Origin of the sequence: Flavobacterium saccharophilum (genome assembly GCF_900142735.1) — a bacterium.
Classification (GTDB): Bacteria; Bacteroidota; Bacteroidia; order Flavobacteriales; family Flavobacteriaceae; genus Flavobacterium; species Flavobacterium saccharophilum.
On record NZ_FRBY01000007.1, the window covers coordinates 216,745 to 232,794 of the forward strand.

Genomic DNA, 16,050 nt, shown 5'->3' on the forward strand with positions numbered 1-16,050 from the left:
GATAAAAAATAAAAAAAGCCGTTCTGATCAATCTCAGAACGGCTTTTCACATATAACTTTTGACTCTTAACCTCTAACCTCAGGGAAGTTCAGCTTACTATTCTTTCTACTATAAGTAAAGTAAATAAACAACCCAATTAACAACCAGATTGTGAAGTAAATCCAATTCCAAACACTTAATTCGGCCATCATGTACAGGCAGCAGATTAATCCTAAAAGCGGAATTAAAGACAAGTTTTGTTTGAATGACCAAACGGCTAATCCAACCAAAACGAAAAGGAAAATCCACATTGGAATTTTGTGTTTGAATAAACTGAAACCTGATTCGTATTTTAGAGAATCGTTGATTGGTAAACCTTTTACAACTTCGGCATATTTAGCGTCGTCGTCCTGGTATTGGCTTAATAAATGTTCTAAATCTGAAGTTTCGGCAGTTTTATTTTTAACATCGATACTTTCCAAATAACTGAAAACTTTCGCTGATTCTTCTTTATCTAAAGACGTAATAATCGTCGTTGCATCGTTTGTTTGCGCTTCGTTATTAATGAAAGCCATTGTCGCTTTATTGTTGAAAGCAAAAGCGTAATAGATTCCGGCAATCATTAAAACCGGCAAAATATACTTTGAGTTCACATAAGGTGTTTTGAATTTCCCTCTTGGAATATCAGTCTTGTTTTGTAAAACCAAAACTCCCGCGCACACCAGTACAAAGGCAAATAAAGTTCCGATACTACATAAATCGGTAACCATTGTTAAGTTTAAAAACAAAGCCGGAACGGCAACCACAAAACCAGTTACGATAGTTGCAAAAGATGGTGTTTTGAATTTTGGATGCACAGTAGAAAACTTCTTTGGCAATAAACCGTCACGGCTCATACTCATCCAGATACGAGGCTGTCCCATTTGGAAAACCAATAAAACGCTCGCCATAGCAATTACTGCACTTACGGCAATAATTCCGGACATCCATTTTAAGTTTAATTTATCGAAAACAAATGCAAGAGGATCTCCAACATTCAATTCGTTATAACGTACCATTCCGGTTAAAACCAGGGCAATGGCAATATATAAAATCGTACAGATAATAATCGCCCACATCATTCCGCGAGGTAAATCTCGTTGTGGATTTTTACATTCTTCGGCCGTTGTCGAAATCGCGTCAAAACCAATATAAGCAAAGAAAACAGCTGACACACCTTTTAATACACCGCTAACGCCATTTGGAGCAAACGGATCCCAGTTGGCTGTATCTACATAAAATACACCCACTGCAATAACTAAAAGAACGATACAAAGTTTTACAACCACCATTGCATTACTCGCATTACGAGATTCTTTCATTCCTCGGTAAACCAAAGCTGTAATCAACACAATGATGAACAAAGCAGGTAAATCGGCAACAAAGTGAAAAGAACCTATTGTTGGTGCTGTTGTCCAGGCGGTATAAGCTGCCTGTAATCCTGCACCTAAGTTTTCGTATGTTTTTCCGCCCTGCATTAATGCTGTGGCATCATTAAATCCGTTTGAAGCCGTTAGATAATCCATCTGAACCCATTGCGGTAAATGTATTCCACCACTCTGGAGCAGTCCCGTAAAATAATCACTCCACGATATCGCCACGGTTATATTTCCGACGGCATATTCCATGATTAAAGCCCAACCGATAATCCAGGCAATAAGTTCGCCAAAAGCTACATAAGAGTACGTATAAGCACTTCCTGAAACCGGAACCATAGAGGCAAATTCGGCGTAAGCAAATGCAGCAAAACTACAAGCCAAAGCTGTAAACAAAAACAAGAAAATAACGGCTGGTCCACCATCAGCACTTGCTTTTCCGATGGTACTAAAAATACCTGCTCCAACAATAGCTGCGATTCCGAATGCAGTTAAATCCCTGGTCGTTAAATGTTTTCCTAATGCATTATGACCATCTGCTTCGTTCTTTGCAACTTGCTTGAGAATATCTTGTACCGTTTTTTTTCGGAATAAACCTGATAATGCCATATGTGGTTTTGCTTTTAAAATTAATTTATGTCGGTCTTTGTGGTTTTATTTTGCAAATAATGCAAAAATTATCCTGATTTCAAATATATAAAACGATTTTGTTTTAATGGGAATTATTTTTTGCCACGAAGGCGCAAGGGCACGAAGTTCTTTTAGCCACAAATTACACTAATTTCCCCGAATTTTGTTTCACGCAGATTTAAAAAGATTTAAGCGGATGCGCGCAGATTTTATTCATAGCTAAATCAAAATTAAATCTGCTAAAATGCCTCCCGATGGCTATCGGGACTGCGTGAAAAAATCCTTTTAATCCTTTAATCTGTGGCTAAACAAAAATCTAAAATCTAAAATCTAAAATTATTTAAGGCAGCTTCTTAAAATACTAACCGGGTGCTGTGCTTCCCTACTCGTTCCATCATAAATTTGATGGCGACAGCTTGTTCCTGCAGCGGCGATTTTTACATTTTCAGCCGTGGCACGCACTTTTGGAAATAAAGTATCTTCTCCCATTTGCATACTCACCTGGTAATGTTCTTTTTCGTAACCAAAAGATCCTGCCATTCCGCAACAGCCCGAATTGTAAATCGTAACCGTATTATTGGTTGGTAAATTCAGCATGGCAAAAGTCGCTTCAACAGAACTCAATGATTTCTGATGACAGTGGCCGTGAATCTTGATTTCTTTCTTTTCATCCGAAAAAGAATCCGGTTTAATTTTACCATCGATAATTTCTTTTTTAAAGAATTCTTCAATGGTAAAAGCATTTTGGGATAACTTCTCTGCTTCTTCTTTATCATCAGCCAAGCGAAGATATTCATCCCTGAAAGTTAAAATGGCAGAAGGCTCAATACCCACCAAAGGCGCATTGCCTAAAACCAAATCTTTAAAAATGTTGACATTGTGATTGGCTATTTTTTTTGCTTCTTCCAAAAAACCTTTAGATAAATACGCCCTTCCGCTTTCTTCATGGTCGATAACCAAAACCTGATAACCTAGTTTAGTTAATAATTCGAAAGCATCGATTCCTATATTTACATCATAATAATTGGTAAATTCATCTACAAACAAGTACAATCTTCCGTTCGGAAAATCCGTAACTGTAGGTTTGTGGTTTTCATGCCATTTTCTGAAAGTCTTTTTTGCTAAAAGCGGCACTTGTCTCTCAGGCGCAATTCCCATACTTTTTTTAACCAGCGACTGATTCGAAATAAAGTTGGTGATTGACGGAAACAAACTTCCCATTTTATTCAGTTTTGCGTTGTGAGCAAAAATCTTATTTCGGGTAGAGAAACCGTTTGCTTTTTGGTATTGGTATAAAAATTCTGTTTTTAAAGTGGCAACATCCACATTACTCGGACATTCGCTGGCGCAAGCTTTACAGCTTACACACAACTCAAAAACTTCGTATAATTCTTTCTGGTCAAATTTGTTTTCTTTTTCAGAATACGTCAAATATTCACGCAACGCATTCGCTCTCGCACGCGTTGTTTCTTTTTCGTTTTTCGTCGCGCGATAACTCGGACACATCGCTCCTCCTGCCGATGGCAATTTTCTACAATCGCCAGAACCATTGCATTTTTCTGCCGCACGCAAAATCCCTAAACTGTCTGAGAAATCCTGAAACGTTTTAATGTCCGGTTCTACCCTGCCCGAAACCACACGATGGTTTTCATCCATCTTTAAAGCGTTCACAATCTTCCCGATATTCAAAACCGAATTCGGGTCAAAAGCCAGTTTAATGCGTTTCAGCAATTCATAATTCGTTTCGCCAATCATAAACGGAATAAACTCGCCGCGCACAATTCCGTCGCCGTGTTCCCCGCTTAGCGAACCTCTGTATTTCTTCACCAAAATCGCCACATCGGTCGCGATGGTTCTAAATAATTTTAAGTCAGATGTTTTCTTCAAATTCAAAACCGGACGCAAATGCAGTTCGCCCGCACCCGCATGCGCATAATAAATCGCACCTTGTCCGTGACGCAGCATCATCGCCGAAAACTCCGCAATATAAGCCGGTAAATCGCTCAACTCAACTGCAGTATCTTCAATCGAATCGGCTGCTTTGTCGTCTCCTACGATACTTCCCAAAAGTCCGAGGCCGGCTTTTCTCAATTCGTTTACTTTTTCAATATCCGCTCCGTAAATTTTTACAAGTGCATAGCCAAAGTTGTTTTTTTCTAAATCAGCAATTAAAGCATTCGCCTGATTTTCGGCATCTTGTGCGTCGTGCGAAGCCACTTCAAACATCATAATCGCTTTCGGTTCTCCAACCAAAAAGAAACGGTTTTTAATGTGCTCGCGATTCGTTTTGGTACAATCCAGAATCGTGTCGTCGATCATTTCTGCGGTGTACAAATGATGTTTCATCGCCACCACAACAGATTCCAGCGATTCCTGAATGCTGTGATAATGCGCCACCACCATAATATTATTAGCCGGCGGTAAATCGTCAACTTTTAAGGTAATCTCATACGTAAAGGCCAAAGTTCCTTCGCTTCCGCAGAGTAATTTTCCGAGGTTTATGGTCGGTTCCGTTCCTCCAAACAAATCCGATTTCAGTAAAATATCAACGGCATAACCCGTATTTCTTCTGTGAATCTCCGGTTTCGGAAACTCTTTTACAATTTCATCCTGCGTTGCTTTTACCGAAAGTTCGTCGTAAACGCTTTTGTATATTTTATTTTCTAAGGTATCGCCTTTGGTTTTTTCGATAAATTCCGCCGAAGTCAGTTCCTTAAAAACCACTTCCGATCCGTCGCTCAAAATCGCTTTAATCTCCACAATTTTATCGCGCGTCACGCCATAGCGAATCGAAGTCGTTCCCGAAGAATTATTGCCCACCATTCCGCCAATCATACAGCGGTTGGAAGTCGAAGTATTCGGGCCGAAAAACACGCCATGAGGTTTCAGAAACAAATTAAGTTCATCGCGAATCACACCTGGCTCGACCGTAACTGTTTTTTTAATCGGGTCGAAATTCAGGATTTTAGTAAAATTCTTGGAAACATCGACCACAATTCCGTTGCCGACCGTTTGTCCGGCCAGCGAAGTTCCCGCCGTTCTTGGCGTAATCGAAATTTGATGCTCCCCCGCAAACCGAATCAGTTTACTAATATCTGCGATCGTTTTAGGCACGGCAACCGCTTTGGGTTTAATCCGGTACACCGAAGCATCGGTCGAATAAAGTGTTTTATGAAGATCATCGTATAAAAGTGTTCCTTCCAACGATGCTGATAATTGTTCTAAATCCTTAAGTAGTGACATTTTTGCTGAATATGATTTGACAAAAATAAGTTTTTTTTTAGGTTCAGAGGTGCAAAGGGACAAAGGTTCAGAGGTTTTTTCCACGATTGTCATTCTGAGCGGAGTCGAAGGCTTTTGAAAATTGGAATTTGGGATTTTTAATATTGGGATTTCAATTTCATTTATTGGAATTTCATTTTTTATTAGGAGCTATTTCCTGCTATCCGTTTCAATCTTTTGCGCCGAACCACGGCACAAAAGGATTTCCACTTCTATCAGGGCTAGGGCACTCTTTTTCATAAGAAGGTTTATCCAAAGTTAAAATTTGTAAGAAAATTATTTTATTTTAATAAAAATATTATATTCGTTAATTATAAGATTTTATTTACAATATAAAATAATATTATATACAATTACTACCCAAATACCTAATTAAAAAACCAGAGCATGAGCGGAAAACACGTAGTGGTTCAGGGAGCAACGTTAAAATGCAAGTTTAGCGAAAAGCCCCAGACCGATATTTTAAAAGTAAAATCACAGAATAAACATTTTGCAAATGATAAAGATGCATCAAAAAAGCTAATTGCAACCACAAAAGAAACGGGACAAACTTTAGAAAAGAACACTTTCGGCAACTGTAAACTCCAGCCCACGGGAAGCAGTTACAAACCTTGTCAGGCTGTAATAACGCAATGGAATGGCCCTTATGAAAAAGTAACGCTGAGTAATCAAGGCAAAATTTTAGTGGAGGACAGCAAGGCGACCTGCCCAATTGGCGGTCCCGATTGTATTACGGTGGACAAACACGGACAAAAAGCCGAGCTCAGCAAACAAAACGTCAGGAATGCCAATGATATGATAAGCAATCAAATTAATCCACTGGTTAATATGGCTGAGTTTAGAGAAAGTTTAGAGGACCATGATGCAATTTGTAAATAAAATAACATGTCAGATTTTAAAATAATTGGAAACCCTAATCCTGTGGTTGGTGTTTTAGAATTTTATACCATAAGCGATTTTTTTTCGGAGATTTCCCCAAGTCAGGAATTTGTTTATATACCAAAAAGCCCAGAAAATCAAGTAAAATGGGAAGTGTATGTTTTGGAGTTCGGCAAATGGCGCAAAACAAAAGAAAATGATAAAACAGGAAAGCAAGTCACTTATACCTTCTTCGAGAAAAGCCTAACCAGAAAAGGCATTCGTTTATTGGCAAGAAAAGGCGAGAAAGTCGCCAGACTTGACATTAAGCCATTACCTGCCCATCCAAAAATAGATCATGTCGAGTTATTGGATAAAAACGGCAGTAAAATAACAGGGCGTCTGGCGTACGGGCAAACAGTCAAGGCCAGAGTATTTTGTCTGAACATGGAAAAGCGCCGTGTACATGTTACCCTTTGGGAAGATGATGTAAAAGGAGCTAGACACAGCAAAGACAATGAAAAAAATTTCATAGAAACGCGCTCTGCAATTGTCCATTTTGGAAAAGCAGATATTGATTTTCTATTGAGTCCAAGTTTTGCAAAGATTGCCACAAAAGGCGGTCCTGAAAATGATAAGATTCACGAATATTATGTGACGGCAGAGTACAACAGAGAAAAAACAGCCAGCAACAATGTTAATGTCAACGCTCCGGAAGCACCCGTGGCTCCATACAAAAGCAAAACAAGGCCAAAATTACCCCCAAGTAACACAACTGCAAATCAGCCTAAAAAGGAATTGCCAAAATCCGACAAACCACCTGTTGCCGCACCAGCAAAAGGCAATATTAATAGCGTGAATATTACTGACACATCAGGACATGCAATAAAAGGAAGACTTAGAGAAAAACAAATAAAGGTTTGGATCAATTCAAGCAATTTGATTGGCAAAGAAGTTCGCATTAAATTGTTTGATGACGATTACGGGAAAGATGATTTATTGTTCCAAAAGGAATTTACCATTCAATCAAATTTGCATGCAATAGTGGTTTCCCTCAATACAATACCAAGAAGTTGGGGCGGGAATTATTTAGCAGAAGGAAATGACCAGGAATTATTTGCAGAAGTTGAAGTTTTGCAAACTCATGCCTTTACAAAAAGTGCTATTGTTGATGTTGATGCTACTGTTTTTAAGCAGTATTCTTTTGAAATTTTTAATAAGGTTTTGAAGGTTGATATGCCTGAAAAAAAGGAGAAGAAAGAGGAAAATTGCGGCGAGAAATATTGCATTAAAAAAGGAGATAAAAGCGATTTAATAAGAGAAATAAATATTCGTTTAGCAGGTTTTGGAGGCAATGTACCGACAGATGAATTTACTGACCGAACAGAAAAAATGATCAAACAATTTCAGCGCGATTATATGAAAGTTCCTGAAACTGGAAAAATTTGTGGAAATGTATTGAAAGCTATTGATGAGTTTTGTGAAAAATGGGGAGAGAAAATAACAGAATATACTTGTCTATGTAAAAATGTAAGTTCAATTCAAAGCAAATGTTCTGGTTTTGGAAAAGGAAGATATAAAAGAGAATATTCATCATCTTCAAGGATTGAACGATTTCACAAATATGAAAGACCAGGAATCCATAGATCATTATTGTGGGGCATAAGTACATTAAGGTTTTATATAAGCAACCAAAATGTTTATAAATATATGTGGAAAACTGCTGGATATAGATGTTGGGAACATAATAATTCTGTCCCTAGGAGAAGTACAAACCATATGGGAAAAGCTGTAGATATTCAATTTAGTAAAAATGGTGTTCCTATTCAAGGTAAGAAAGGATCAAACATTTCATTACTAAATGAAATAAATGAAAAATTTTATTCAAAATATTTAAAAGCAAAATATCAATGGGTTGACGGAAAAAATAATTTTTCGATAGAACCAATAGGTTTAAGCGATGGCCATACTTACAGTTGGATACATTTAGATGTACGTGAGTTTGATAATGAATATTTAGATGATAAATATTTTGTAAAAACACAAGAAAAAGTAATAAATGGATCACTATTAGAATTGGCAAAGAAACTTGGATTCTTAAACACTTGTATGTGCAACTCTGCAGGAAATAATTCAAATAAAAAACCTATAGAAAATGATTCGAATAATAAAAGAATTGATCCCAAAAAATTAAAAACATCTGGTAAGGGCAAACAATTTATTAAAGATTGGGAAAAATTCAAACCAAATCTTTATAATGATGATTCTGAAGACCATCACTGTACAATTGGGTATGGGCATTTAGTTCATTTAGGACCATGTAATGGCTCTGAATCTCAAGAATTTAAAAACGGAATAACTAAAGAAAGAGCTTTGCAATTATTTGATTTAAGACTTGTTGATTTTGAAAAGGCTGTACAACGCGATGTAACAGTCCCATTATATCAATATGAATTTGATGCTTTAGTAAGCTTTTTGTTTAATTGTGGCGAAAACTTTTTTGTAAAAAAGAAAGCGCCAAAACTTCATAAACATCTTTTAAATAAGGAATACGAAGAAGGTGCAAAAGAGTTTTTGGATGTCACAAGTGGCGGTTTAGCAGGTCTCGTAAAAAGAAGAAAAGCTGAAAACAATATGTTTTTAAATAATATATATGATTCAAAACACTAATTAAAATAAATTATGAAAAGAATATTAGGAATTACAATCTTAGCTTTGTTACTATCGAATTGCAAGAAAAACGAAAACTTGCTAAGTACAAATAAACTAGAGAATGTAAATACAGAAACATCAAAAGATTCTAACAAATCTCTTGGAGCAAATAAAGAGAAAACATCTACTAATGAAGTAGCAAATTGGGCTTTTTATAAAACTTCAGAATCATCGATTTCGGAAACTTCGACAAAAGAAAAAATTGAGATAATAAATCAATTTAAAAACTTAAAAATTGAAATTGATGACAAGAAACTTAAAGTGGGTAATTTATGCACGTATGAATATTATAAAAGTACTAAAACTCCAATAAAATATTTTGAAAGCACTAAAACTGCTCAATTATATGAGTCTATATTTGCAAAAAACGGTATAAAATTGGGAAGTGAAATTACAGTTTATCAATCACTATACCCAGAAAAAACTTGTAAAAATCCATGGGATGAAATCTTACTTATTGACAACACTTTAATTATTGTTTTCGATGATTATTTAGTTTTTTTTAAAAAAGGGATTACTGAAAATCAAGGCGATTGCTTCTCTAATACTAAAATTACAAGTTTACCAATTACAAACACTATCATAGATGGTAATAATGTATGGAATGAATTAGATTGTAATATAGCAAATTTAAAAACTAAAGATTATATCAGATTACCTGATATCAATGGAATCAAAATTTTTATTATAGGAAACTTTAATTTTGACGACTTTACATATACGTTAGTAACATTAAAAAATAATAAAGTTATTACTAAAAAGGATGTTGGTTTTGCTAAAGAAGGTGATGAACCAAATACAGTTTCTGAATTTACTCAATTTGATATTAATAAGGATTATGTTTTTAGTTTAAATACTAAAACAAAAAGCGGTGAAGACTTTAAAACTTTAAAAACAGAAAAGTTTAAGATAGATGATAAGGGAGTAATAGTAATTATCAAATAATCCCTATCAGGTAGAAAAGTACAAAGCATGAAATTTATTAAACTACTCAGTATTTTCTTTTTTCTTTTTATTAGTTGCAAAAAAAATGACAACCCTAAAACAACATATAATGACAAAAAAGAGGTTACAGGAAATGTAAAACATAATCATAATTCCGAATACAAAACTTGGTATTTTTCTTCATTGAATTTTGACAAATCTTATAAAAACTTTACAATCTTGATAAGCAATGATTCGATAAAGATTTTAAATGCAAACCATTTAAAATGCCAAGGAGAAATAGTGCAGGAAAAAACTACTTTCAAAAAGTATTTTAAAAGTGACAAAACAGCAAATGAAATAAGAGAAAAGCTTGGGAAAGATTACAATTTAAATACGATAAATGAAATAATTGTAATATCAAATGCAAATGGAGACCTTACTGAAGAAGGATGCTTGTTTCCCTTCAATGAATTATTTGTAGTTGATAATAAATTGTTTTTTTATGATAAACAATATTATTGTTTTGCAAGCACTGAGGATAAAAAATTAGACAATCAAAGTAACTTAGAAAGTGTAAATATCCAATTACCTTACAGTAAAAAAATTGATGTTGATAATGTCAAATATTATATGATAAAAGAAAATTTAATTAAAGGGCTTGATGATTTTTCATGCGGAGATCAAGAAGTGAGATATTTACCATTGCTGTCAAAAAACAATATAAATTTAATTCTTGTTCCGCAGGATTGTGGCGACTTCCCTTATAGATTTTATCTGCTGACCATAAAAGATAATAAAGTCATCTCAAATTTATATGTTGAGGGAGAATGGGGAGAACCAGAACAAACTGAAAGAAAAACTATAACAACCTTTTCAATAGATGAAAAGTATATTATTGAGATTCAGACAATAGAAATTTATAATGGAAAAATTGAATCAAAGGAATTTACAAAGTACAAAATAAATCAAGAAGGTATTTTTGTAAAATCTTAAAACACTCTGCGAGATTATTCATTTAAAAGAAACAATCTCGCTTTTTTATTTATTAGAAAAACTAACTTATAACATATGGCGGTTCCACAAGACACCCTACAATGCCCTCATGCAATATTTACAATCCCTACTTACAGCACTTTATTTTGATTTGTTGACAGTGTAAATTCCTCCCACAAGTAAAATGATGCCCAGCCCTAAATAAAGGTATCCCTGTTGTTTACCGGATTCGTTGGAAGCATTAATTTTTAGTCCTAATAAATTAATTTCTTTTGTATTATCAGCTATTTTGTTGATACCTATATATCCCACACCGAGACTAATAACGATTAGAATTATTCCTATTATTTTTGATGGATTCATGTTTTTTGAATTTAATTGTTTCTCTAATTTAAGAAAAATATTTTTCAATCAGATGATAATATTGATTTTATCCTAATTGATGAGGGAACATGAAACCCTTCAAACCCAAATAAACACTTTAGAAAACAGCTTTTTTTGGTTGAACGAATTAGCCGAAGTTTTAAATCCTTATTTGAGTTTGGAATAAGATTTTGATTTTATAATAAATGGAAAAACCTCGATTTTAAAAAGATCGAGGTTTTTTGTTTAGTTTCTTTACGGGCACGGATTGCAATTCTGCTAGCGCAGATTTGCAAATTTGTATTATCGAATATATACGATAGTACAGATTTATACTATTTCATTTTTGTGTAATTAAAAATTTTGAAAATTTCAGATACTCTATCATCCATTGGAATAGAATCTATTTTTAGAATTATATGTTCTTTCTTTTTTCCGATAGACCATTCTTTAATCTTAGTTGTATCATACCTACTTGTAAACAGTATAAGCAATAATATTAAATTAATAATTTGATTGTCATCATTATCGAAAACCTGAAGTATTGATTCGTTTAAGCTCTGAGTTGAATAATGTAAATCGCTACTTGATAGAAAATCAATAATATCATCCACTTGAACTCCTTTTTCAAATAAAAATTCCAAATTTTTAGATATATCAAAGATATTATCTTGTTTTATCTGCTCTCTAAGATAGTAGTATATCATTGGTAAATAAGAATTATCAGAGAAATAAAAAGGAATTGCCAAAAAGAAATTTTCGACACCAAATTGGGTTAAAAAATAATCTACTGTTTGAAAATAATTTTCTCTATTCTCTTTTGCTCGAATATTATAACAAGAAGAAATATAAAGAAATTTATTGTTATTTATAGTGATATCTAAAAGTTCTCTATTTTTTAATCTGAATACAGAGTCTTTATCAGTATCTGTATTTATTAAATCAATTTCGTAATAAAGAGCATATAGCAAATCTATATTCTGACCACTCTCTTCAATTTGAATCAACTTCTCTAAAATATGTGAACTTAATTTCCCTATAGCTAATAAATTTTTAATAGCCTCAAAAACTTTAAAATGAAAATTATCTTTATGTGAAAAATTATTTGAATTGTGATCACTTAATAAAAAATCAATTGCAGTATTAATTGAATTTGCAATACATTCTTTGCTTACATTTTTATAGCTGTCAATAGTTGATAAAATGAAGGGCAGAGATTTAACATCTTCCTTAATTTGAAAATTGATTAGTTCATCCATCATTTCATTATCAGCCTGATTTTTATCTATCATATTAAGTAATAACTCTAATACGATATGCCAAAAAGAATTATCTATATACTTTGCAATTATTAGATTACGTTCTACAGTTTTGTTTTTTTTCTCAATATTCGAATATATCCAATAAGCTGAATAATATTCTAAAAAAGTTTTATGAGTAAAATTATTTTCAAAATATATAGATCTTTTTTGCGCATAGTTCATAAATTGTTCCGCAAAATTATATGACTCTGTTTCATCGACTATCTTAAGTCTTTCGAGGGAAGCTGCAACATTACTAAGCACTTTTTCAAATGTTATTTTTATCTCATCTCCACTTAATTCCTGATACTGCCAAAAAGCTAGATCTGCTAAAATATTCTCTCTTTTTTTATAGATTATTTGATCTAAATTAATTTCAAAATCTTTTTTGCTTGCATCCCACTTTTCAACTAATGTTTTAGTACAACTTTGATAAATTTCAAGTTTAGAATCAGGTAGTGCCAATGTATTTCTATAAATAATCACAATTAAAGAAAGAAGTAAAGGATTTGAAACTAATTCGCGGTCTATCTCATGCTTTTTGTCTAAAAATCCATAAATTTCATCATTTCTTCTCTCTTCAACATCTTCTTCTTTTTCGTACCATTTTTTAAGATATTCTTCGATTTGATCATCTTTAAAATTCTGAATATTTAATTCTACAAATTCTTCTTCATTTAGTTTAGCTTCTTCATATCCAATTATTCTTGATGTAACTATTAAGTTAGATAAAGGAAATGATGTATGAAAATTTTCAATATCATTCTTAATTTCAATTTTATCCTCAATCTTAAAAATCTCATCTAATCCATCAAAAAAAATGATATTTTTATTTTCATGTAGAATTTTCTCTAAAAGAATTTCAGTCATTTGCGTTATAGCATACTCTTCCTCTAATAATGAATTTAGGTATTTAATTATATTTCCCCTGTGTTGCTTTTTGTATGCCAAATATTTTCGTAATTCAATTCTAAAAGGTATGTATTTAATGATATCTTTATTTTTAAAATCAGATTTATTATCCAAAATACTACAAATGATTGATTTTATCAATAATGATTTACCAGATCCAGGATTGCCTAGAATTACCATTTTATTGCAACTATTAAATATATCACTGTAGTTTATCTCAAAATCATGATATGCTAGTTTTAAGTGAAGCTGTTCATTAGATTTTAAATATTTATTTTCATTTATTTTAAAATTAGGTTTGACAAAAATGTCTTCCAAATTTTTGCGGTTAATTTTTTTTGAAATATCGGCCCCGACTCCAAGTCCTAAGAAATTGATTTGAGATAAATTATTGATTGCATTTTCAGCATATTTTTTTAAAAAATCACTTAATAAAAAATTATTACCAATACGCTGTTGCATTAAACCCCGAATTGATTTTATTTCCTCTAATGTTAAATTTGAATTTGCAGCAATAGAATGAACCTCATTACTTATTCCTGTAATTAGTATAAAAAGTTCCTTATTAGAAATAATTTGAGATAATTGTCTATCTTTTAAAAGTTCCTGCCTTAATTCGTGAATAAATTCAAGTATAAAATTTGGAGGTAATGTATCTGTGTCAAAGCTATTTGCTATTATGTCTAAATTAACTGTAGAATTTATAAAAGTTAACTTGATAAGTTCTTTAAAAACATTTTCACTTTTAAAAAAATATTCCATACGTCCTCCCAAGATGTTAGGATGTTTATGTTGTAATACCGCCGATACTGAATCAACCGCTTTGACAAAAGCTTTATTAATTTCGTCTGAAGTACTTAACTCAGAGTAAAGTTCGTCAAAACCTTTATCCTTTATTTTTTCTAATAGCCATGTGCCAAAAGCAATTGATGTTACAGTAAATATCATATTTTATGTTTTAATTCCTTTTTTAATTGTTACTCCTTTGACTTAGTAATATTTAATTCATTGCTTTTATGCAAGATTACAGTTTTATTTGTTCTAATATAAATACGAACAACGAGAACTAAAGTAAAATTAATTTTTATTTATTAATCATGAATTTTATTATTTATAAACTACAGTTTATTCTAATTTACTTATTTTTAAAATAAATTTATCAAAATCATATTCTAAAAAAGAAAATCTTATACTTCAAAAATATCAATAAACAATCCCAAACAACCAAGTACAAATACTCCTTTTTCCCAACCCAAAAAAATCCCCAACTTTCCCTAAATTTATCCCCAAATAAATCCCATTTTAGCAGTACCAAATACAACATTTCCTTAAAACCTCATTTTAATGAATAAAAATATAAGTGCCCTTTTTGAAATCGCTCAAAAAAAGACCCGAAAAATAATAGGTTTAATGTCCGGTACTTCGCTTGACGGATTGGATATTGCGCTTTGTGCTATTTCTGGTGCAGGCGAAAATACGGCTGTAAAAATTCTGGAATTCGAAACCATCAATTATACCGAAGACATTAAAACCGAAATCCGTAAAGTGTTTGCCCAGAAAACCATCGATTTTCAGCATTTGGCTTTATTAAACGAATGGATCGGTCTTTTGCACGCCGGCATGGTCAACGATTGTCTTCAAAAATGGAATATTCCCGCTCACGAAGTCGACTTAATTGCCTCGCACGGTCAAACGGTTTTGCACGCTCCAAAGTTTTTGCATCAACAGAAAAAATTCCCCAATGCCACTTTACAAATTGGCGACGGTGATCATATTGCCGTAAAAACCGGAATTATAACCTTATCCGATTTCAGGCAAAAGCATGTGGCTGGCGGTGGCGAAGGCGCACCTTTGGCGGTTTATGGCGATTATTTATTGTTCAGCAAAAAAGGTGAAAACCGCATTATGCTCAACATGGGCGGCATCGCGAATTTTACTTATTTACCCGCTTCGCAAAACGCCGGCGACGTTTTTGTAACCGATACCGGAACTGCCAATACCTTAATCGACATTTTTACGAAACACTTTTTTCCTGAAAAAAGTTACGATAAAGATGCCGAAATCGCCCAAACCGGAACCGTACACCAAACCCTTTTAACAGAATTAAAAAGCAATGCTTTCTTCCGGAAAAGCTTCCCAAAAACCATCGGTCAGGAATTATTCAATAAAGCTTTTGTCGATTCGGCTTTGGCAAAAACCAAACTCGAAAATATTTCGGCACCAGATTTGCTTGCCACTTTAACAAGACTAAGCGCCGAAACGATTGCAGAAGCGATTCTGTTTGTCGTAAAAAACACAGGAACGCCTATCGAAGATTTTACGGTTTATATGTCCGGAGGAGGCGCAAGCAATCCGTTATTGGTTAAATGGCTTAAGGAATTATTGTCGTGCCCGTTCAAAAAAAGCGACGATCTCGGCATTTCAGGCGACGCAAAAGAAGCGGTTTTATTTGCCGTTTTAGCCAACGAAACGGTTGCCGGCGGAGATTATAACTTTGGCACAAAAAAAGGAATTCCCTCCATCACAATGGGAAAAATTTCCTTACCGGATTAATGGGTTTGCCACGAAGGCACAAAGGCACTAAGTTTTTGTTTGCTGTGTGGTTTAAAAAATTTCACGCAGATTTTAAAAAGATTTAAGCAGATGAACGCAGATTTTATTATAGTTGAATCCAAAT

The 16,050-nt window shown here is 33.4% G+C and carries 9 protein-coding genes; 5 read left to right on the top strand and 4 right to left on the bottom strand.

Annotation, left to right across the window (positions count from 1 at the left end):
* Nucleotides 1-66: 66 nt before the first annotated feature.
* A complete protein-coding gene (locus BUA98_RS21445; RefSeq protein WP_072975937.1) occupies nucleotides 67-2,004 on the bottom strand; it encodes an amino acid permease in 1,938 nt (645 codons plus the stop codon).
* A 357-nt stretch (nucleotides 2,005-2,361) separates the two neighbouring features.
* On the bottom strand, nucleotides 2,362-5,268 hold the full coding sequence (locus BUA98_RS21450) for an FAD-binding and (Fe-S)-binding domain-containing protein (protein WP_072976060.1): 2,907 nt from the start codon (nucleotides 5,266-5,268) through the stop codon (nucleotides 2,362-2,364).
* A 426-nt stretch (nucleotides 5,269-5,694) separates the two neighbouring features.
* On the opposite strand from BUA98_RS21450, the gene BUA98_RS21455 reads away from it, so the two are divergent.
* The 4 genes from BUA98_RS21455 to BUA98_RS21470 are packed head-to-tail and all read left to right on the top strand — an operon-like array spanning nucleotide 5,695 to nucleotide 10,797.
* Nucleotides 5,695-6,186, top strand: coding sequence for a DUF4280 domain-containing protein (locus BUA98_RS21455; RefSeq protein WP_072975939.1), 492 nt, complete (start codon nucleotides 5,695-5,697; stop codon nucleotides 6,184-6,186).
* A gap of 6 nt (nucleotides 6,187-6,192) precedes the next feature.
* Nucleotides 6,193-8,835, top strand: a complete 2,643-nt coding sequence (locus BUA98_RS21460; RefSeq protein WP_072975941.1) for a glycoside hydrolase family protein — start codon at nucleotides 6,193-6,195, stop codon at nucleotides 8,833-8,835.
* A 12-nt stretch (nucleotides 8,836-8,847) separates the two neighbouring features.
* On the top strand, nucleotides 8,848-9,822 hold the full coding sequence (locus BUA98_RS21465; RefSeq protein WP_072975943.1) for a hypothetical protein: 975 nt from the start codon (nucleotides 8,848-8,850) through the stop codon (nucleotides 9,820-9,822).
* A gap of 27 nt (nucleotides 9,823-9,849) precedes the next feature.
* The gene (locus BUA98_RS21470) at nucleotides 9,850-10,797 is read left to right on the top strand and encodes a hypothetical protein (RefSeq protein WP_072975945.1); all 948 of its coding nucleotides are present in this window, start codon (nucleotides 9,850-9,852) and stop codon (nucleotides 10,795-10,797) included.
* 141 nt (nucleotides 10,798-10,938) lie between these two features.
* On the opposite strand, the gene BUA98_RS21475 is transcribed toward BUA98_RS21470, so the two are convergent.
* Nucleotides 10,939-11,160 (bottom strand): hypothetical protein, encoded by a 222-nt coding sequence (locus BUA98_RS21475; RefSeq protein ID WP_072975947.1) that lies wholly within the window; start codon nucleotides 11,158-11,160, stop codon nucleotides 10,939-10,941.
* 335 nt (nucleotides 11,161-11,495) lie between these two features.
* Complete coding sequence (locus tag BUA98_RS21480; RefSeq protein WP_072975949.1) at nucleotides 11,496-14,321, bottom strand: NACHT domain-containing protein; 2,826 nt, start codon at nucleotides 14,319-14,321, stop codon at nucleotides 11,496-11,498.
* A gap of 396 nt (nucleotides 14,322-14,717) precedes the next feature.
* Between BUA98_RS21480 and BUA98_RS21485 the strand changes: the two genes are divergently transcribed.
* The gene (locus BUA98_RS21485; RefSeq protein ID WP_072975951.1) at nucleotides 14,718-15,926 is read left to right on the top strand and encodes an anhydro-N-acetylmuramic acid kinase; all 1,209 of its coding nucleotides are present in this window, start codon (nucleotides 14,718-14,720) and stop codon (nucleotides 15,924-15,926) included.
* The last annotated feature ends 124 nt before the right edge of the window (nucleotides 15,927-16,050 follow it).